Source organism: Cyclobacterium sp. L-R (genome assembly GCF_056859355.1).
Genome location: NZ_JBSXOH010000034.1, coordinates 19,722 through 41,536, shown reverse-complemented (window position 1 = coordinate 41,536; position 21,815 = coordinate 19,722). Strand labels below are relative to the sequence as shown.

At 37.3% G+C, this 21,815-nt stretch carries 15 protein-coding genes; 7 read left to right on the top strand and 8 right to left on the bottom strand.

Annotated features, from left to right (window positions below; all coding sequences use genetic code 11):
* Positions 1–164: 164 nt before the first annotated feature.
* Positions 165–623 carry a cold-shock protein gene (locus AC13EX_RS03060; RefSeq protein WP_048644070.1) on the bottom strand — a complete coding sequence of 153 codons (459 nt, stop codon included), beginning with the start codon at positions 621–623 and terminating at the stop codon, positions 165–167.
* Between the two features lie 501 nt (positions 624–1,124).
* Here AC13EX_RS03060 and AC13EX_RS03055 point away from each other — a divergent pair.
* The gene (locus AC13EX_RS03055) at positions 1,125–2,408 is read left to right on the top strand and encodes an acetylxylan esterase (protein ID WP_482891498.1); all 1,284 of its coding nucleotides are present in this window, start codon (positions 1,125–1,127) and stop codon (positions 2,406–2,408) included.
* A gap of 409 nt (positions 2,409–2,817) precedes the next feature.
* On the opposite strand, the gene AC13EX_RS03050 is transcribed toward AC13EX_RS03055, so the two are convergent.
* The 4 genes from AC13EX_RS03050 to AC13EX_RS03035 all read right to left on the bottom strand — a co-directional run bounded on the left by AC13EX_RS03050 (position 2,818) and on the right by AC13EX_RS03035 (position 8,457).
* Positions 2,818–4,542 carry an FAD-dependent oxidoreductase gene (locus AC13EX_RS03050; RefSeq protein WP_482891497.1) on the bottom strand — a complete coding sequence of 575 codons (1,725 nt, stop codon included), beginning with the start codon at positions 4,540–4,542 and terminating at the stop codon, positions 2,818–2,820.
* Between the two features lie 32 nt (positions 4,543–4,574).
* On the bottom strand, positions 4,575–5,732 hold the full coding sequence (locus AC13EX_RS03045; RefSeq protein WP_482891496.1) for a n-acyl-d-glucosamine 2-epimerase: 1,158 nt from the start codon (positions 5,730–5,732) through the stop codon (positions 4,575–4,577).
* Positions 5,733–5,746: 14 nt separating this feature from the next.
* A complete protein-coding gene (locus AC13EX_RS03040; protein WP_482891495.1) occupies positions 5,747–7,153 on the bottom strand; it encodes a sugar porter family MFS transporter in 1,407 nt (468 codons plus the stop codon).
* 209 nt (positions 7,154–7,362) lie between these two features.
* Positions 7,363–8,457, bottom strand: coding sequence for an o-succinylbenzoate synthase (locus AC13EX_RS03035; RefSeq protein WP_482891494.1), 1,095 nt, complete (start codon positions 8,455–8,457; stop codon positions 7,363–7,365).
* Between the two features lie 212 nt (positions 8,458–8,669).
* On the opposite strand from AC13EX_RS03035, the gene AC13EX_RS03030 reads away from it, so the two are divergent.
* Positions 8,670–9,893, top strand: a complete 1,224-nt coding sequence (locus AC13EX_RS03030; RefSeq protein ID WP_339715544.1) for an S-adenosylmethionine:tRNA ribosyltransferase-isomerase — start codon at positions 8,670–8,672, stop codon at positions 9,891–9,893.
* Between the two features lie 204 nt (positions 9,894–10,097).
* Positions 10,098–10,979 (top strand): alpha/beta hydrolase, encoded by an 882-nt coding sequence (locus AC13EX_RS03025; protein ID WP_482891493.1) that lies wholly within the window; start codon positions 10,098–10,100, stop codon positions 10,977–10,979.
* On the opposite strand, the gene AC13EX_RS03020 is transcribed toward AC13EX_RS03025, so the two are convergent.
* The gene (locus AC13EX_RS03020; protein ID WP_482891492.1) at positions 10,947–12,260 is read right to left on the bottom strand and encodes a hypothetical protein; all 1,314 of its coding nucleotides are present in this window, start codon (positions 12,258–12,260) and stop codon (positions 10,947–10,949) included. The genes AC13EX_RS03025 and AC13EX_RS03020 overlap by 33 nt on opposite strands.
* 527 nt (positions 12,261–12,787) lie before the next feature.
* On the opposite strand from AC13EX_RS03020, the gene AC13EX_RS03015 reads away from it, so the two are divergent.
* The 4 genes from AC13EX_RS03015 to AC13EX_RS03000 are packed head-to-tail and all read left to right on the top strand — an operon-like array spanning position 12,788 to position 19,040.
* The gene (locus AC13EX_RS03015; RefSeq protein WP_482891491.1) at positions 12,788–13,483 is read left to right on the top strand and encodes a hypothetical protein; all 696 of its coding nucleotides are present in this window, start codon (positions 12,788–12,790) and stop codon (positions 13,481–13,483) included.
* Positions 13,476–16,238 carry a TonB-dependent receptor gene (locus AC13EX_RS03010; RefSeq protein ID WP_482891490.1) on the top strand — a complete coding sequence of 921 codons (2,763 nt, stop codon included), beginning with the start codon at positions 13,476–13,478 and terminating at the stop codon, positions 16,236–16,238. The genes AC13EX_RS03015 and AC13EX_RS03010 overlap by 8 nt, the downstream gene beginning before the upstream one ends.
* A complete protein-coding gene (locus AC13EX_RS03005; protein WP_482891489.1) occupies positions 16,238–17,395 on the top strand; it encodes a DUF4249 domain-containing protein in 1,158 nt (385 codons plus the stop codon). The genes AC13EX_RS03010 and AC13EX_RS03005 overlap by 1 nt, the downstream gene beginning before the upstream one ends.
* Entirely contained in the window at positions 17,388–19,040 is a 1,653-nt protein-coding gene (locus AC13EX_RS03000; RefSeq protein ID WP_482891488.1) for a hypothetical protein, read from the top strand. The genes AC13EX_RS03005 and AC13EX_RS03000 overlap by 8 nt, the downstream gene beginning before the upstream one ends.
* Before the next feature lie 26 nt (positions 19,041–19,066).
* On the opposite strand, the gene AC13EX_RS02995 is transcribed toward AC13EX_RS03000, so the two are convergent.
* Positions 19,067–20,539, bottom strand: coding sequence for a sulfatase family protein (locus tag AC13EX_RS02995; protein ID WP_482891487.1), 1,473 nt, complete (start codon positions 20,537–20,539; stop codon positions 19,067–19,069).
* A 153-nt stretch (positions 20,540–20,692) separates the two neighbouring features.
* On the bottom strand, positions 20,693–21,766 hold the full coding sequence (locus AC13EX_RS02990) for a DUF4407 domain-containing protein (protein WP_482891486.1): 1,074 nt from the start codon (positions 21,764–21,766) through the stop codon (positions 20,693–20,695).
* Positions 21,767–21,815 lie beyond the last annotated feature (49 nt).

Here is a 21,815-nt window from a genome sequence, read left to right as displayed (position 1 = left end):
ATATAAAAAAAATTCCACCCTTATAAAAACCAGATAACGATTTTTCTTGGATGGAATTTAAAAATTTGTACCTTTTGGCAAATGTAATACTTAAGCAAAGAAAGGATAGGTCAATAATTTTTCCAGATCTAAGCAATAAGCATTTATATAAAATGATTTAATCGTTAGGTAGCCAATTTTACATCAATGGCACTTAAACCCTTAGGAGTTTTCTCGGTTTCGAAGGTAACTTGATCATTTTCTCTTACATCATCAACCAATCCTTTCACATGGACAAATATGCTGTCCTGAGATTCCAAATCTTTAATAAACCCATATCCCTTTGATTCATTGAAAAAAGTAACTTTACCTTTTCTTCTAAGATCTTCCGGATCTATAGGGGCTTGCTTAGACACACTTACTTCAATGTCCTCAAGCTCAATTTTTTTCTTCTTAACTGTAGGATCAGGAGGCGTTGAAGTGATATTCCCATCTTCGTCTACATAGGCAATCATATCATCCAGGTCTCCTCCTTTATTGGAATTGGATTTCCTTACCTCTTTTTTTTCTTCCTTCTCTTTCTTCTTCCTTAATCTTTTTTTCTCTTTTTCTTTTTTGTTAAAAGTTTCTTTCGATTTTGCCATAAATTATTTTTTGTTCTTACGTTTGTTTCATCCAGACATTAACCCCATCTTCTAATAAATGCCTCCCAAATAATTGAAGATACTTTCATTTGGAAAAGCAAGAGATCCGAAAAAAATCCAATTCAATCCGATACTATCTCCAAGATAATTGGGTATTTTTTCTCTGGGTAGGTACAAATTTGGCCAAAATAATGGATTTTTCCTATTTCATCTCATTAATATATTTTTTAAATCACCTTCTAAACTGCTATTAACGAAATTTAACCCTGTAATTAAATTATTATTGATCAGACAAGGGGAAATCACATCAAATCCAGCGGATTAGGACTGGAGTATTAAAAACACTGAATTAAAATTTTATCGACAAATTGATAATGGGTTTTCATGTTAAAAAAGAAGAATTATTGTATTTTCGGGATTGGAGAATTCGAAAATTCTTTGAAACCTTAGCCAATACTTCAATTAGAAGTAATATTAAATTTTAACCAAAATCATTAATCAATGAAAAATTGCTATCCCTTATTACTTTTCGTTGGTCTGATCTTCAGCCAACTAGCCTTGGGACAATCCCAACAAGGCCAGCTTATCAGAATTATGGTAAGCCCCTCCAAAGCAGACATGATTTACCAGAAAGGTGATAACATTTCATTTGATGTAGCAGTATATAAGTTTGGTCAATTGGTAGAGGGTGCAGAAATAGAATATGAAATTGGACCAGAAAAAATGGAGCCTGTATTAACAGGTAACAGCACCCTGAAAAAAGGAACTACCACCTTGAAAGGCGGAAAACTTAGCGTGCCAGGGTTTATAAGATGTAAGGTCACGTACAAAGAAAATGGAAAAACTTATAGCAACACAGGCACTGCAGGAATTGCACCATTGGACATTCAACCAACCACTACCTTACCAAAGGATTTTGAGGAGTTTTGGGAAGAAGGTAAAAATGCATTAAAAGGCATTCCTTTGGAGCCTGTGCTAACACTTATACCAGAGCGCTCTACCCACCACACAAATGTTTACCATGTGTCCTTTAGCAACATTAGCGGTAAAATTTACGGCATATTAACCAAGCCTAAGAAACCTGGAAAATACCCAGCTATCCTACATGTTCCAGGAGCAGGGATCAGGCCCTATTATGGTGCCAATATTAACCAGGATGTAATCGCTTTACAGATTGGTATTCATGGGATTCCTGTTGACCAATATGAATCTTCGATATACAAAGATTTAGGTGCCGGTGCATTGTCTAACTACAATAGAATATTCCTTGATGACAAGGACAAATACTACTACAAGAGAGTATATTTAGGTTGTGTAAGGGCTGTAGATTTTATATTTGCCCAAGAAGAATTTGATGGTGAAAATATTGGTGTGATGGGAGGAAGCCAAGGAGGTGCTCTATCCATTATTACTGCAGGTTTGGACGATAGGATTAAGTACTTGGTAAGCTACTACCCAGCCCTTTCAGACCTTACCGGATACCTACATGGTAGAGCCGGCGGATGGCCTCATCTATTTAGAGATGATTGGAGCAATAAGGCAGAGAAAATTGAAACCTCAAAATATTATGATGTAGTTAATTTTGCAAGGTTTGTTAAAGTTCCTGGATTTTACTCTTGGGGATTTAATGACAATGTTTGTCCTCCTACCTCCATGTATTCAGCATTTAATGTAGTGCCTGGAAAAAAAGAATTGTCACTCTATCATGATGCGTCTCATTGGCGTTATGCAGAACAAAGTGAAGAAGGTCACAATTGGTTGGTCCAAAAAATTGGTACCAAATAATCTTTGACTTTAAGCGAAAAATGCCTGAAAATATTAATTTTCAGGCATTTTCTATTTAACCCTGATTATGTAATAGGATTTCTCCGTCCTGACAATAGTCAGGGGTGATGCCTGTCCCGTGTTTACGGGAAGTGTTGCAATCGCAAGAAAATCAGACTGTTTGGAGATTTTAGCATAGCACCGCTATGGTGAAATTGAAAACAGCAACGAAGTGGCTGATTTCAAAGCGATTTCAGCACGAAATAGAATGTCTATTGCATATTTCGGGTTTAAGCTATATTCTAATTATTGACATGTGTCTATCAATGGCCAACTTGTTAAATTGGAGATTAAAAATTTGCCTATTAGGGCAAAAGTTGAGTACAATTTATAAGCACTAAAGTTTAAGCATTAGCGTGATCTATTTATTTCAATCTGGCCAAGAAGTCTCTATACCTTGGGACCTTACAAAAGCCTGAAACTCTTTTAGAAGCTCACTGTCTTCTCTTATCGTTTTTGGACTTACTCCCTTAGTAATGGCAAAAGGAACTAGCATTCCTGCAGCCTCTCCAATACTCCATTCTACTGGATGTAATCGATAACAACCATTAGTTATATGTGTCGTACCAATATTTTTATTGGCTGGTAAAAGGTTTTCTGTTTCCTGAGGTATCAATGCCCCTAAAGGTATCTGAAATGGCAAGGAGGCAAAATCAATATAATTATCCCCTTCACTGCTCGGGTGAAGATCAATATGATAATAGCCAATACCTACGCTATCGTAGAATTCGGCTGCTTTTAAATCTTTCCCTTCAAGTCCTGATACTTGGGAACGCTGTTCTGCACCTACATGCTCCTCTAACACTGTAAACAGCGCTTTAATCCGCCTAGACTCCCTTACATAAGGGTATTTCGCCAAACCATCTTCTGTCCCCATTAAGTCATTTCTTAGTCTAAGCCCAGGCCATCCTTTGCCACCATCAGGTCTTGGCGCCTCAGTTTGTAACCAATACAGTAAAGACAAACTTTGCTGTTTACTTGCCTCTATGTGTTTTTTAAATTCAGCCTCACTAACATCAACTATATTTCCAGAGACATAATCATTTTGTGGCCAGTTAACCAAAGTTGCATCTCCTTGGTAGAAACCTGGCTGGTGATTTCCTTGAAAAATGATTTTGCGGTAAACCATCAGGTTTAGCTTATTGCCAGTCTTAATACCTTCAGGATGAAAACCAAGTTCTTTGGGTTGCACATCTTTAGGATTACTGTAATTCAATTCAAGCATCTTCCCGGCCCATGGAGGGTTCATCTGAGGGGTAAAATCTCTCCAGTAGTCATAATCTGAAGGTTTAGGAATTGTCCAGTCCTCCCCTTTTACATAATCCATGGCAAAACACATTGTGAAGGATTGGTTGTTATTGGGTCTATGGGTCACTCCAGCATGGAATTCGCCAGTATCAGCCTTGGCCTCACTCCCTGTAATATAGGCTGTTCCTGTCAAAGGAAGTAAATCACCCAGCTCAGTAGCGTCTACAAAATAAGCCCCTTCCAAAAGCACATCCTTATTTGTTATCAAGTTTTTAGCAATCAAAGCCTGCACTTTTTTGCCTGTTACTTTGGCAGAATTCACTTTGTGATGCTTCAACAAAATAAGTTTGCGAGCACTTTCATAGGCAGCAAACATTTCCTGTAAAACCATATGCCCCACTTTGGGTTCAAAGCAAAGACGAGAAACAGAACCCCCACCTGGATTAAGCCTCTTGTTGGCCGCTGCTTCCTTAGTCAGGGGGTAATACCTTTTGTAATAATCTCTGATTTTCTCTCTAAAAATTCTATACAACTCAGGAGCCCCATGTGTTTCAATCCATTTGTGTTCATCCGGTGGCACTCCTTGTTGCGAAAGCTGTCCTCCCAACCAATCCGTTTCTTCGGTCATTACCACCGTCAAACCATTTCTAAGTGCAGCAAAGGCTGCAGAACATCCCCCTAAGCCTGCGCCTGCTATTATAAGATCAGCTTTTAAAGTTTTACCATTTTCATTTATGTTCACACTTTTCCTACTTTGACTGGCGTGAACCGGAATACCTGCAAGTGTGGCTGAAGCGATGGTACTTCCTCCCAACACCACCTTACCCATAAAGTTTCTTCTATTCATTTTATCTTAAAGACTTAAAATTGAACGTTGAACTATTTAATTTTTTCCAAATTTTTCCAGACCTGAAACAATCCTCTGGGTACATGAAAACACCCTTTCCACTTCCCACCTTTTAAGGGCAATTGCACTTTGCCATAGCGGTCCAAGTAACCAAACCACTCAGGGGAATCCGGGTCCTTAAAATGTTTCCAAGTATAGTCATGTACTTTATTAAACCACTGAAGGCATTCATTATTGCCCGTGATGGCATATGCTTTCGATAAAAACACCAGGGTTTCTAAATGAACCCACCATAACTTTTGGTTCCATTCTAATTTTTCAGAAGGGTGCCCACATATGTCCAGAAAATAATAAATACCCCCGTACTCCTTATCCCAACCAAATTCAAGTGTTTTCAAACCTGTAGCAATGGCTTTTTGACACAAATCCTCATCATTATATTTTTGACTAAGGTCTAGCATAAACCACATCGCTTCAATAGCATGTCCGGGACTCGTTAACCGCCCCTCAAAGGAGTCAGAAAAGCTTCCATCAAGGTTCACATTTTCTAATATCAAACCTGAGTCCTTTTGAAGAAACACCTCCATCACCTCACGAATAACAGCAGGAACCAAGGAAGACACCTTTTCATCGTCCAGCAACGCACCCATCTCTAAGGTTAAATTACTGAGGATCATAGGTAAAGCAAAGCTTTTTAAATTTCTCGTACCCGGAAAGGTTTTGTTATAAATCCCTTTGGGATTGTCCCTTCGTTCTAAAATATTATCAAAGGTTTTTATAGCTACAGTTGCGTACTCCTCATTAGGTTCAATTTTATTCAATGCTGCAAATGCCATGGCCGCAAAACAATCAGAAAAGATATTATAAGGCTGAACCAATGGCTTTCCTTTTTGATCTAATGAAAAATAAAAAGCGCCCTGTTCATCCCTTCCATGTTCCATTAAAAATGCTGCTCCGCTCTTTGCTATTTTAAGCCATTCTTCATTGGGTTCTACCTGTTCATACAACATGGCAAACATCCAAATTTGCCTGGCTTGCAACCAAACAAATTTATCAGTATCGTACACCTTCCCATATTGGTCCAAACAGGTAAAGTAACCTCCATTTACTTTATCAAGACTATTATTTTCCCAAAACGGAATTACTTGGTCCAACAATTCCCCTTTGTATAATTCTAAATATTGCTTCATTTCAATTTATTTGTTCAAGACTTATCACCCAACCAGTATTCTTCTATTTCCTCCAAACTCTTTCCAGCGGTCTCAGGTATTTTTTTCCATAGTATATACAAATAGGGAAAACACATCATTGTGAAAAACAAAAAAGTGCCTGATGGCCCTAAATTTTCTAAAAACCATGGAGTCAATTGGCCTACTAAATATGTTCCTATCCAAAGCGAAAACCCTGCAATTGACATGGCCAAACCACGTATTTTAGTGGGATACATTTCGGATAACAAGACAAAAATTACCGCTGAAATAGAAATCGCTGTGAAAAAAATATATGCAAGAAAAAGGATCAATATGAAAATGGATGGCAAGTTGTAAATTTCACTTCCGTAAAAATAAAAGCTGATCAATAGTAAGGAAAGAATCATCCCTGACACCCCAAAGTACACTAATTTTTTTCGCCCAACTCGGTCTATAATGAACAATGCCAAGATGGTGGTCAATACATTAACAACCCCTACCATCACCTGATAATAAAGCGCATCTCCCCCACTTAATCCCGCCTGTTCAAAAATACTTGGCCCATAGTATAACACAGCATTGACGCCCATAAACTGACCTAAAATAGCAATGGCCATCCCTAGCAAAACAGGCTTTAAAATTACAGGGTTTTTCAAAAGCTCCCAGCTGCTTTCTTTGGTTTGGTTAGATTGTTTGAGTACTTCTTCTACCTTGTCTTTTCCTGCAACCGTAGAAGCGTATAGTCTTACAAACACTTTTTCGGCTTTGGTCGTTTGGTCATTTATTACAAGCCACCTTGGACTCTCAGGAATAAATAATAGAATTATAAAGAAAGAAAGAGCGGGGAGAATTTCCATGCCTAACATTGCTCTCCAAACTTCTTCATGAAACACTTTAGCCAATAAAGTACCTTCTTGGAAAATGAGGGTTTCTGCCAAGCTCAACAACTCGTAGTTCATTAAAAAGGCACCTAAAAACCCAATAGTGATGGCCAATTGGTATAACGAGACCAAGCTCCCTCTAATCGAGGAAGGCGCTACTTCTGAAATATACATCGGTGAAACTATCGAAACCATCCCTATACCTGCCCCTCCAATGATTCTGTATAAGATCAATTCAGTAAAACTACTCGCTACGGCGCATCCCAAGGCTGAAATCGAAAATAAAACGGCAGAAAGAAGCATTACTTTTTTTCTACCATATTTATCAGAAAGACCACCAGCAAGGCTTACGCCTACAATAGACCCTAATAATGCGCAACCTACATACCATCCCTGGGCTATTACATCCAAGTTAAATTGTTTGCTAACCTGACTAATCGTCCCTGAAATCACTGCCGTGTCGTATCCAAATAAAAACCCTCCAATGGCAGCCACAAGCGATAAGAATATTATATAGAGGTAAGAAGGGTTTATCTTCATAAAAAAGGTTGTTTATTTTCACTAAATAAGGAGGGTTGTATCAATCTATCTGATCTTATAAAATACTGGTACCTAAAATAGTTGATTAAATTTGAAATATACAACCCTCTTTATATAAGCTGTAAAACATTGAAATATCAGTCCATTGATTCTTTAAATTTAAACTAATTCCCGTCCACTTTATTCAGTGAGCTAAAGGTAGAATGAATTTATTGATTTAACATTTCTGGTAATACCCAATTAAGCTCTTTGTCGTAATAAATTTTCCCATTTGAAATCCGCAAAGGAGAATCTACATTATTGTGGTACAATTGACCAGTACCTAAACCTTGAGGCATTTCACCTTTTAAAGAGGAAGTGAGCTGGGCGATAGCGTTAAGTCCAATATTACTTTCTAATGCTGAAGTCATCCACCAACCTGTATTTGTCAGTTGAGCGAGCTTAACCCATTCTCTGGTTGCTACTATTCCACCGAGTAAGGTTGGTTTTAATATTAAAAAATGTGGTTTGATGGACTCAAGAAGTTTCAATCTATTCTCCCTTCCATATACCCCAATCAGTTCTTCATCTAGAGCAATGGGGATAGGAGTTTCCTTGCATAACTTCCCCATCTCCTGCACCAAACCAGGCTGAATAGGTTGCTCAATGCTATGAATACCAAAATCTGCTAGTCTATTCAGTTTCTCCAGGGCATTTTCAGGAGTGAAGGCCCCATTTGCATCCACACGAATCGTTATTTTTTCCTTAGAAAATCGGGAACGAATCTTTTCTAAAAGTTCACATTCCTGATCAAAGTTGATGGCTCCAATTTTCATTTTTATGCAATTGTAGCCTTGTTCCAGCTTTTGGTCTATCTGCTTTTCCATAAAGCCCTTTTCTCCCATCCATACCAATCCATTTATGGGAAGGGCTGTACCTCTATTATAAAAATCACAGTCCAGTATTTTCCTTTCACCACCTTTGGTAAGGTCCAAAATAGCTGTTTCAAGGGCGAACCGGATACTAGGAAAATCATTTAAATCCATGGCATTGAGCTTAGATAGAATTTCTTCTTGATTTGCTCGAAACGCTATTTTCTCCACCATTTTTAAAATCTTCAAGGCTTTTTCCAAAAAATCAGGCACATCATCTCTACTTAAGCCATTTAAAGGTCCAGCTTCCCCAATGCCAATAAGCCCAGGGAATTTGTCTGAAGAAACTTGTATAAAGTAGGTCAATTTTTCTCGCAATACCCCTCTACTGGTTCCTGCCTCGAACTTGAATTTCAGTGAATAGGCCTTAATTGAAGCTTTGATGCAAAACATTTGATCCATTTTTCTAATTAGTTACTTCCAAATATGGCCATTTTCTTCGGAAGCATAAATGCGCATAAGCAGAAATCAATCCTGAACTTAGAAATAATTCAAAAGTGAAACCTGTATCAAGAAGGATTGAATAATGACCTTGAATTGGTTTGAAACGGCTATATTTGTGTCGGATTTATAATAAATGTTCAATTTCGAGAATTATTAAATATATGTGCATTAAAAGTGCTCCAAAACTCCAGGATTATTTCTACGAGCTACCAGATGAATTTATTGCCAAATACCCTCTTGAGCATAGAGATAGTTCCAAGCTTTTGCATTACGAAAATGGTAGCATACTGCACAAACAATTCACAAACATTGCAGAGTTAATTCCTGAAAGCAGTCATCTTGTCTTTAACAATACAAAGGTAATTCCTGCCAGACTTCACTTCCGAAAACCCACAGGGGCCAAAATTGAAATTTTCTTATTAAATCCACTTCTACCTTCTACGCTTATTCAGCAATCCATGGAAAGTAAAGGTCCACTAACATGGAAGTGTATGATAGGAAACCTGAAAAGGTGGAAAGAAAATGAACAACTTAGCTGTGAAATCGACCTTAATGAAACCACCTACAGCATACAAGCAAAACTAATCAATAGGGAAAATAGAGAAGTTGAATTGAGTTGGAGTCCCGATGACATATCCTTTGCAGAACTAGTGGAAGCTAGCGGAGAGGTGCCGCTTCCCCCATATTTAAACAGAGAGGCGGAAGAAGACGACAAATTGCGTTATCAAACAGTGTACTCCGATAAAGAGGGCGCAGTAGCGGCCCCAACAGCCGGTCTCCACTTTACAGACAAAACTTTTGAGGAATTAAAATCCAATGGAATCTCTGTAGAATACCTCACCTTGCATACTGGAGCGGGCACTTTTCAGCCCATCAAGCATGACAATGTCATCGAGCACCCAATGCACAGTGAACAAATGGTGTTTTCAAAACAAAATATTCTTAATTTGATTAGTGCCAAAGGAAATATTATAGCTGTAGGAACTACTTCTATGCGTTCATTGGAAAGCCTGTATTGGTTTGGCGTTTATCTTATTAATGGCTATTCAGATACCTTTCGAATAGAAAAATTAGCTCCCTACCAAGAATACGCCAAGCTTCCAGGAAAAGTAGAAAGCCTTGAAGCCGTTCTACAATGGATGGAGAAAAACAATATGGGTCAATTGATTGGGACAACTGAGATATTTATTTTTCCCGGATACCAATTTAAACTCTGTAATGGCCTGGTAACCAATTTTCACCAACCTGGTTCTACATTAATTCTCCTTGTAGCAGCATTTACCCACGGAAACTGGAAAGAGATCTATAAAGAGGCAGTTAATAATAAATACAGATTCTTAAGTTACGGAGACAGCAGTCTCTTATGGAACAATAAATTAACTTAGGCTCAGGTGAATAAGAATAAATTAGCAGCTTTTATGGAAAAAATTTCAGTCAAACTTACACAGACAAGCTGTACTCCATAGTGCTTCTCTAATAAGTATTCTTCAGGTTCTTATGCTTATCTTATTGGAAATTTGTCATTTACAATCTAATTTTCAACAGTAGCTTAACCACAAATTGAATTGTAGCCTTATAACACTCTATTAATGGTTTCCTTCATCAAAACTAGCATTTTTCTTTCCCTCTTTATCGCATTTATCAGCAATGCCTATACGCAGGTTGATACTGTAAGGCATTACAGCCAAAGCCTTAACAAGGAAATGCCTTATGCAATCACTTTCCCTGATTCTTATAACAATAATAACGATGGATATCCTGTGGTTTATCTGCTACATGGTGCCGGAGGTGATTACAGCAATTGGCATAAGAGTGTAAAAAATTCAGGACTACTTTCCCAATTGGCCAATACTTATGAAGTACTTATAGTTACTCCAGAAGTTGGCCCTTATAGCTATTACTATGATAGTCCATTGATGGATTCTGTACGCTACGAATCCTACATTACAAATGACCTAATAAAAGAAATAGATCGAAAGTATAGAACCATTGCTGACAAATCTGGTAGAGCAATCACAGGACTTTCTATGGGAGGACATGGGGCGTTGATGTTAGGTGCAAAACATCCCGAGTTGTTTGCAGCAATAGGATCCATGAGCGGTGTTACCAATATTGATACTAGGCTTTGGGATGTAGATGAAAACAGAAGGTCGCAAAGGGTTAATCAGCAAAAGGAAATGTTAGGTGCTATTAATTATGATGCGCCTTACAGTACCTATACCGCTGTAGGATTAATTGACAAAATGAAGGATAAGGGTATCAAAATGATTATAGATTGTGGGACAGAGGATTTTCTAGTAAAGGTCAACAGGCAATTTCACAAGCTACTATTGGAGGCCGGAGTGGAACATGATTATATAGAAAGACCTGGAGCCCATAATTGGGAATATTGGACCAATGCACTTCCCTATCATTTTCTTTTCTTTGATAACATTTTATCAAAAAAATTTGCTAAAAACTCTCTTAATTAATGAAGACCGGTGACTTTTTATGTTTTTTTTAAACTCTACATCAAAAGATTTTTTAATTAATGGGTAGACCTTAAAGGAATATTCATTCCTCTCCATTCCCTCGTCGATCCGATCAATAAAATCATAGGCTTTACAATTTGATTGCAGCGCGTTTACAATAAAAGTTTTATTGAAACTAATGCCTAAACAAGCAATGCCTTTTATAGAAAAATCCATTTTTCTATAGTGCATTCTAAAAGAAATTCCTCCCTCCGGATGTTCCCAATAAAAATTTTGGGTATCAGCACCCCATTTAGTGGATATTTCCCCATAGGTTTGCCAAGAAAGTTCCTTAAAAACATACTGTTTAAAAAAAACAGCTTCTCGCTCACAGTTGTTTTTTCGCTGATCCACAGCATAACCATCCAATGCTTCCCCTTTCTCATTGATGTCAACGGCTGATTTTTCTCGGATTGAAACTACATCTGTACAGTGTTTACTATTTTTTCTCACAACCCTAACAGGGTAAAACTCCTCTAACTTTAATCGAGTCAATAAAGGCATTTCACCATATTCCATTAAAGAGCTGTTTATAGGCTGTGACAATTTATTGCTATTCTCTTTAACACATATTTGACTTAAACCATTCGGTAATTTTTCGGAAAACCTCTTTTCAAACTTTATCCCTATTCCTAAATTTTTAAAATATTTCCCAATTAGCCAGGCTTCCTCTTTGGGTATTTCGCCCATTGCCAATCTAGACTTATCGCAATATATTGTAGGTTTTAGTCCTTCATTCAAAAATTTTATTGCCAATGCCAGAGTAAGCAAATCATGGCCTTCTATGGCGATTTCTTTTTCTATAACCTCCTCATTTTCAAAATTATTTGAAAGTTTAAAGAAAGAAGGATGGTTATAGTAATTGTTATTGGTAACAATTCTAATTTGATCGAATTCATGAATAATTAACAAAAAATCATAAGAAGTGTAGCCGGTACTGTGATAGATTTTATTGTCTCTTGTGTTAATATCCTTTACACTTGAGGAGTTAAATCTAACCTTTATGTTGTCCACATGGTAACAGCTAGGATCTTCACATATGGATGTCAAAGTTTTACCTTTTAATGAAAAAAATGCATCCAATAAAAGGGGGGTAAAACCAGATTCCTCGAAAAAAGTAACATCTGACTGTTTAACCTTTTCTTGCCACCTAAGTATAAAATCTATCCCCGATAAACCCATTCCAACAACAACCAGGTGTGGTGAATTTTCTTTGCTCTTTTGGAGTATTCTGTTTTTCAAAATAAATGTATGAATTAAAAAATCTCTACTTTTTAAAAAAATCTATAAAGCCAAAAATCAGGCCAGAATTTTAAATTCATACTCCACAATAAAATTGAAATCCTTCAATAAAGTAGGAATAATCCCTATCATACCTATTAATAATGTCGTTTTTTCTAAATACTGTTTAAAATCAAATTTTGCAATCGTCTCCCCCTCCCCCTCGATCTGAATTGTAACCACAAGATAAACAGGCTTCTTGAAAGTAAGTTTTCATGTAGTCGTATTACTAATTAAAAGCATTTTTTTATTTTTAGTATTTGCTTCTATTTATCCTGGAATAGTATGGCAAAAAAAATCTCTCAATCAAATCAAATGGACAACCCTATTATTTTGTTTCAAAATTTGTGGCCCTTTAATCTGATGCCTAACATTTAATAAAATAAATTTTTAGTATTCCACTAAGTAGCTTGTTTATTATATTGTAAAATGTCCTATATTTCAGAGATTTTAGTTTACATTAAATAGCCTAATTGACTTTTACCTATATGCTCAAAATTCTATTTGTAGCGGTTGCTTTGATGGTGTCTTCTCAGCTAATGGCTCAAGAACATACTTGGAAGCAGTATGCGGAAAAGTACGAAGAGATCATAAAACACTTCCCAGAAATTAATACGGGCACCCATTATATTGAAGAAAACAGATCATTGGAGGGGCATCCCTTTTATTTATCCGCTAAAATTGAACTTGGCACTATAACTATTGGAGGCTTTAACTTTGAAGCTGTCCCTCTTCAATATGATATATGGGAAGATTGGGTCATTTCCTTTTCCTCAGTTTTTAACCAACGAATGATTTTAAATCATTTAAAAATAGACCGTTTTACATTGGTTGATGGCTCTACATTTGTTAAAAGGGAAAAGCCAAGTGGTTTTCTCTTTCATGGCAATGGGTTTTATCGTGAAATTGTAAAAGGAGAAATAGGGCTTTATGCAAAATACCGGAAACAAAAGAAACAGGAATCTTCTACCATGGAACTTGTCAGGAGTTATGATGAGGTGGCCAGGTATTTTTTTGACCTAGAAGGAACCTTGGTTCCTATACCGAAAAAGAAAAAACTCTATGAGACCTTGGGACTTTCTAAAAAACTTGGGAAGCAAGAAATTAAAAGGTCAGGATTGAGATACAGGAAAAATAAAGAAGCTTATTTGCAAACTTTGGTAAACATGTCAAACCATGATTAAGAATTTACTTAGGCTTTGCAGTCTTTTGCTGCTAATGATCGCCCAACATTCTTTTGCTCAAACCCCTGATCAGAATCGTATTTCGGGAATTTTTTCAGGTGTTTCCTTTGAACGATTTGCACAAATGATTGAGAGCAAATCTGATTATCGTATGTACTTCAAACAAACTGATGTAGACACGCTAATCATTAATATCAATGCTTACGAGAGCCCGATTGAAGACCTACTGAAAGAAGTTTTTAAATCCACTGATCTTTATTATTCAATAGACAATGAAAATAGGGTTTTCATTAGTAAGGGCTCGGCCCTAGACATGAAACTTTCTCCAGGATATTTTGAAGTTCAAAAAGAAGGGAATGGATTAATATTGGCCACAAATGACCAGGAAGAAGCGAAAGACAGAGCCTTTGCTAAAAACAGACTATGGGAAGTAGGAAACAGTAACGCATCTCCAGGGTCTACAAGTGCTGTATTAAAAGGGCAAATCACAAGCTTTGAATCTGGAGAACCTATTATTGGGGCTTTGATTTACACTACGGGACAAAATGCTAAATCCATATCTGACGAATTTGGCAATTATTCCATCACCTTACCAAAAGGTCGTCATACTTTAATCTTTCAAAATTTTGGTGCTTATCAAGAACAGAGGCAAGTAAATATCTTGGGAGATGGCCAATTGAATGTGGAGATGGATGATAATATTATCTCTCTGACAGAAGTCACTGTTACCTCTGAGAAATCTGCCAATATAGAACGACCTGAAATGGGATTGGCCACCATTACTGTACAATCCCTAAAAAAATTACCGGCAGTGTTGGGAGAAGTGGATGTACTTCGCGCAATATTAACCCTTCCTGGAGTAAAGACTGTTGGTGAAGCTAGTGCTGGGTTTAATGTAAGAGGGGGAGCTGCTGACCAAAACTTGATATTATTTAATGGGTCCACCATTTACAATCCTACCCACCTTTTTGGATTGTTTTCAGCTTTTAATCCAGACATGGTAGAAAGTGTGGACCTTTATAAAGCTGGGGTTCCCGTGCAGTTTGGAGGAAGATTATCATCTGTGCTTGATATCAAGAGTAAATATGGTTCCTCAGAAAAGCTTAAAGGAGGAGGAGGTATAGGATTAATGACCAGTAGACTCTATTTGGAAGGTCCACTTTCTGATAAAACAACTTTTGCAGTTGGAGGAAGGACCACTTATTCCAACTGGCTTTTTGGCTTTTTAGATGAGGAATCAGAGTTTAGGGACAGCAGGGCTGCTTTCCATGATTTGAACCTAAACATGAAACACCAATTGAATGAAAACAACGAACTGACCTTTTCTGCTTATTGGAGTAAAGATTCCTTTCGATTTGATAAAGACACCTTATTTAACTACCAAAACAGAAACCTAAGCGCTACCTGGACTCATTATTTTAGTGATCGACTGGAGGGTAAATTTCATATTGGCCATGACCAATATTCTTTTGACATTCAAAGTGAACAAGATCCCTTAAATGCATTTACTTTTGGTTTTGGGATGGATCAAAGCAGTTGGAAAAATCATTTCACCTATGATCTCAATGACAAACACAAGTTGACCCTTGGTATGAATGCCATTTATTACAACCTCAACCCTGGAAAGCAAGTACCTAAAGGAACAGAGTCAATCCTGTTAAATGAGCGTGTAACTCGGGAAAATGCCTTAGAGACCTCCTTTTTTCTAGGAGATGAATATGAATTCAATCCAAAACTAATGTTCAGTTATGGATTGAGGTATGTGGTTTACAATTATTTGGGGCCTAATACAGTCAACCAATACCCTCCTAACTCCATAAAAACGGAGGACACAAAAACAGGTGAAGAGGTCTATGCCGCAGGAGACCTTATCAATACCTACCAAGGCCCAGAGGTTAGATTTTCTGCCCGCTATGCATTGGATAATTTCACTTCTATCAAGGCTGGATACAATAGCATGAGACAACATTTGCATATGCTTACCAATACTTCGGCCATAGCCCCCACTGACACCTGGAAATTAAGCGATCCACATTTAGCTCCTCAAATGGGGCAACAATGGGCCATAGGCTTCTTTAAAAATTACCAATCAAATATAATTGAAACTTCAATAGAAATCTACTATAGAAAAATGAGGAATTTGGTAGATTTCAGAAGTGGGGCCTCTTTAATTTTAAATGACAATATTGAACAAGATGTACTCAATACCCAAGGAAGGGCTTATGGAGTTGAGTTAATGGCGAAAAAAACTGAAGGTAAATTAAACGGATGGATAAGTTATACCTACTCACGCTCCTTGTTAAAAACCAACCCTAGTGAATTGGGCGAAAAAGTAAATAGAGGGAAATTGTATCCAAGTAATTTTGATCAACCACATGATGTTATGCTTGCAGGCAATTTCGAATTTACTAAGCGAATCAACACTTCAGTTAACGCGAATTACAGTACTGGAAGACCTATAACACTACCCATTGCAAAGTTTTATTACAATGGCTCTGAAAGAGTATTCTATTCCGATCGAAATGATCATAGAATTCCGGATTATTTCAGGGTAGATGTTTCCTTCAATATTGAAGGAAACCATAAAGTCAAAAAACTTGCCCACGCCTCATGGTCTTTGGGGGTATACAACGTACTAGGAAGGGCTAATCCTTATTCTGTATACTTTTCTCCAGAGAATGGCACCATTCAAGGTTACAAACTTTCCATTTTTGCCAGACCTATTCCTTTTATCACATATAATTTCAAATTCTGATGGATGCTGTAATAAAAAAAATACACCTTCCTGTGATTTTAGGGGTTCTTTCCCTCTTCTTTGGTTGCAGGGAGCCTTTTTCTCCAGAGCTCAAAGACCTCAATCAGAATATTTTGGTGGTTGAAGGATTTATAGAAGTCGGTGGTGGCACCACTAGCATTAAGCTATCTATGGCCTCCCCTCTTTACAGTGATATCCCGGAATTCCCTGTTCCTGGAGCAAACATCACTATTTTTGGGGAGAATGGTGACAGTTGGGAGTTAAATACTGACAATTTTGGCGGTTATGTCACGGATGCTATTCTTCCTGAAGATGAAATTTATACACTTTCAATAGATTTAAGCAATGGACAAAGTTATGTTTCTGATAAAATCAAACCTATCATAAGCCCAGAATTTGACATCACATTTACCCAAGAAGATGGAGATGTGCAGATTTATAGTAACACCACGGGGAATGATGATGCAGAATTTTTCTTATGGCAATATGATGAAACCTGGGTTTACCGCACTCCACATACTTCCTTCTTTAATTATGACAAGGTTACAAAGGAAATGGTTGATATTCCATTGGACCAATTGACAAACAGGTGTTATAACTTTGATCAATCAAGAAGAATAATATTGGAGGCCTCCTCCCGATTTGAGAACAGTAGAATATTTCAAAAAGAATTATTAACTATAGACAGTCTATCTGAAAAGTTGGGAATCCGCTATAGAATCAAAGCCAAACAATATGCCATTGATAGGGAAGCTTATATATTTTGGGAAGGAATAAGGAAAAACTCTGATGATATTGGGGATATTTTCAGCCCATTACCATCTGCAGTGACGAGCAATATTTACTCCATTGAAGATCCGGATGAACCGGTCATTGGCTATATTTCTGCAGGTAAATCCCAAGAAAAAATCCTGTACATCCAAAATAGTGATGTTGTACCTTGGCGAACGTCCATCCAAGATTATTTCGGTTGTATTATTGACACTATAGCACCACCAGATTATGAAGAGATCTTTGGCTTATTGAATTATATACCCTTGTATGAATATTGTGATGATTTACCTTGTGGCGGTTTTTTCGCTTCAACGGAAGGATGTACGGATTGTAGGCTTAGAGGTGGAGTTCTCGAGAAACCAGACTATTGGAAGGATGAATAGGCAATTAAACACAAAATACCTGACCTTGACTATGATTATTCTAGGTCTTTGTTTCCTTGGGAACTATAGCTTAATGGCTCAAAACAACCAACAACTCCCTGAAGAGGAAGTGATTGCCTATGTTGTTAACCCAGTATCCCTTACCGAGGAGTATTTATGGATGAACGTATCAGTATCAGCTGATGACCAACCAAGTCCCTCAAAGGTAATATATATGGAACTGTTAGATAGAAATGGTATATCAGTGGTAAGAGATCTTGCTGACCTGGTAGATGGAAAGGCCAACTCCTACCTTATGATTCCATCAGATTTACCATCTGACCATTATTTGCTAAGGGTATATACCAGAATTAGCCCTTATGTCTCTGGAGAAAAAGGAGTTTTCCAATCCATCGTTTCTATCATCAATCCTAAAAAACCTCCGCTTATCCTTCCTTCAAAAGAGGTGGTGAATAGTAATTCCGTGAAGCAATTGGATGAACACTTGATCGAAGTAAATGACAACCTTATCGAGGTATCAATTCCCCTTGCCAAGGCAAATGATATTTCATTGGTGATCAATAAATCAACTCCATTTGACAATCTGGAAACTAATTTAAACTTTTCGGAGATGTATTCATCAGCTGCTTCTACTACCAATACTACCTTGGTTCCGGAACTTTACGGACATATAATAAAAGGAAAACTACTTGATGAAAAGATCGACACAACAGAAGTGTTTTTTTTAACCCTTCACGGAAGTCAATCACACATGTTTGTCGACAAGCCTGATAGTAAAGGAAATCTTTATTTTGATACTGGCAATTTTTCTTACTATGATTATGCCATTATACAATCTACAAGAACAGACCAACAGGTAAACTTCATACTTGCTACTCCTTTTTGGGAAAAAATTCCTGAGGAAAACTTTCAGCTACCTCTCTTGCAATTAAGTAAGGAAGACAAGACTTTTATTGAAAACAAGATTTTGGCAAGGGCCAGTCATCAATACTACCTTGCACCATTAAAAATACCGGAAGAGCTTTTACCTTTTCAGTACATTACTGATTACAGCTATTTTTTAGATGATTATAACAGGTTTAAGGACATGGCTACCACCATCAGAGAATATGTACCGATGGTTTTGGTAAGAAACCAAAACAAAAAAACAATATTCAAAAATTTCAACATCCCTTACAATCTGGTATTCAAGGAAAATCCACTATTGGTAATAGATGGTATGCCTGTCTTGGACAGTGATGCATTTGCCAATTTTAATCCTAAAGGCATAGCAAGAATGGATATCATCAATCGCTATTTCTATATCAATGATCAGCAATTTACGGGAATGGTTAACCTGACCTCCTTTAAAAATGATTTTGGAGGCTTTGATTTGCCTAAAAATGCCTTGTTTATCACTTACAGCGGTGTTCAAAAACCCTACCAGTACTTTCCTAATAATGAGTTTACGGTTAACAATGACCATTTTCCTGATTTCAGAAGTACCCTCACTTGGCAGACAAATTTAAAAACAGATGAAAATGGAAATTTAAACTTTTCATTTAAACCTTCTAAGCTAAAAGGAAAATATATGCTACGCATACAGTTTATGGATAAACTCAACAATAGCTTAAAAACGAACAAATATTATCTAGATATTGATTAGGACAGTACTCGACCCATTAATTTATTTTACCTGTTAAGTTCGAGATAGTTTTCCTTCCTAATGCTATCATTCCTATCGTATAAGTACTTCCATTTTGTCATGTACTCATCGGCAGGAAGAAATTCATCATTTGTGGCCTTTAGTTTTGCCATTAACACTCCATCAAGATGGTTTTTTAATTGTGTAAATTGAGGCAAATCAACGAGGTTATGCATTTGATAAGGGTCTAGCTCGTTGTCATACAACAACCATAGGCCTAGCAAATCTTTTACATAGGTATATTTTTTTGTTCTTACGCCTCTAAATTCCCTTCCCCCGTTTAAGAATTTCCATTCATGGAAAGGCACAGGGAGCATGATCAAAGCAGCCTCATTTCCCAATTCATCACCATCAATAAGAGGTTTAGAAAAATCAGTTCCCTCTATGGTTTCAGGTATTCCCAGATCACTTAAACCCAATAAAGTAGGCAAAAGATCAGGAGTATTGATCGGATCATAAATTTGATGTGCCACTTTGCCCAATTTGTCAGGGTATCTAATGAGTAAAGGCACCTTTATGGACTCATCATAAGGCCTTTGTTTTTTCAATGCACCTTTGGACATCAACATATCTCCATGCTCAGAAGTAAAAACAAATATGGTATTGTCGGCAATTCCTGCCTCATCAATTGCTGCTAACAATTCACCTACCGAATAATCCAAGGCTGTACAATGTGCATAATAGTTGGCAAGAACATTTCTGGCACTATCCGCAAAAGCTTCTGGAACATTGGGGCGTAAACTGATTTTTGAAGCATCATACATTTTTTTATACGCTTCTGGAGCTGTATGGTATGGGTCATGCGGAGGCCCCCAGGAAAGCACCAAAAGGAAAGGATTGTCCTTATTTTTATTGATATAACTTATGGCACTGTCTGTTTGTGAAAATGCATCATACCCTTCCCAATACTGCTTTTGGTTCTCCTCATCAAAATAAAAGGAGTCATTGTAATTATGGGTAACTTCCCTAACTTTCCAATAATCAAAACCTTGTCTTCTTTCTTTTGGAACAGGTTTATTCCTTGCACTGAATGGTTCTTCACCTCTTTTGTGACCATTAAGGTGCCATTTCCCAATGTAGCCAGTTTGATAACCAGCTTTTTTATATATTTTGGCAATGGTATTGGCCTCTGTAGGAAATGGTTTGTCATTATAAAACACCCCATGGGTCAAAGGGTACTGCCCGGAGATAAAACTACCTCTCCATGGAGCACACACAGCCATCACAGTCACAGCATTGTGAAACACCGCGCTCTCCATAGCAAGGCTGTCCAGGTTAGGGGTAATGACATCCTCATTGCCTAGGTAACCTATAGATTGGGCCCTCCATTGATCAGCCAATACAAAAACAACATTTGGGGCAACTGAAGGCTTTTCCTTCTTAGTTTCTTCTACCTCTCGCTTGCAAGCAACACTAAATAAAAGAATACAATTAAAAATCAACAGTTTATTAAAATTCATCCTTGGTGAAATTTGGGTCGAGATGAATTTGGCGAAAATAATTGTTAAATCAATATCAAATTAATTTTTATTTAAATTTTCTGGTCAATCAAATAAGGCTCTTTGCCAATTGAACGCTTAATTCAATGCTAACTTAATTGGAATCTAAAAGCATCATTCTCTCTCCAGCAAACTTAAATCAAATGCCTTTCTTGCTGCTTTTCTCTCGGGTTGAATTTCATCAAAAACATCCTTTCTCAATTCACTCTCCCTGCTCTTTTTATACCATTGCTCATCAGCTGACAAAATAACTCCGGCCTCATACAATTCCAAAAGGTGATCATAAGGTCCTCTTTTAGCCATTAGTTTGACTAAAATAGGAGCCATTTCTATCATAATAAACAAGGCCATAATTAGAATATTGGCCCAATACACAGCGCTGTTAGCATTTGTAAGCGAATCTAGCGCTTGAATCCTCGCTGCTAGGCCATTGTTGGCATCAAGTGAAACCATTTGGTAATCCAATTCGGCAGCCATTTTTTCGTTTAATTCATATTTCTGCTTTACCAAATCGTCTATTTTCTTGCGGTTTAAGCTTTGGGTGTATTCCAAATCTTGTTGGGCTTGATCTAGTTGCCTCTCCTTTTTCTCTGCATTGATCCCAATACCTGCTCTACCGGTAGTTTCACTCGTTTTCACACCAAAACGCTCATTGTCATATTCTGTTTGCTTTTGATTTCTAAAAGCTTCTTTTTCTTTAATTTCAGCATTCAATTCATCGATTTGGGCTTCTAAATCAAGTAACTCTGGGTATCCAGCCTTTATTTCATCCTTACTATCACTGATAGTGGCCAAACGCTGCCGATCCAACTCCCGGTTGATCTCCTTTTCAAATATCTTTAACTCCAATGGCTTTGCAATGACCAAGGCAATCAATACTGCCAATAAAAGCCTGGGTATGGCCTGCTTAAATTCAGAAAGGAATTTCTCCCTCTTTTTAAGGGTAGACACAATGTATCTATCCAAATTAAAAATCATCAGCATCCATACAATTCCAACCGCCAAAACGGCAAAAAAAGATTCAAAAACAGTGAAAAGTGCATAACCAACAGACAAGCCTGCAAACACCGCAGTAAAAAGAACAGTCCCTCCTATTCCAATAAATTGATGGATGGAACCTGGACACCGCTTCACCAGAGGTTGGTAAGCCCCTGAACAAAATACAAGAAAGCGTTCTAGTTTATTCATATAATAAGGAAACTCTTTAGATTTTAAACGAATTACCTTTCAAGGACAT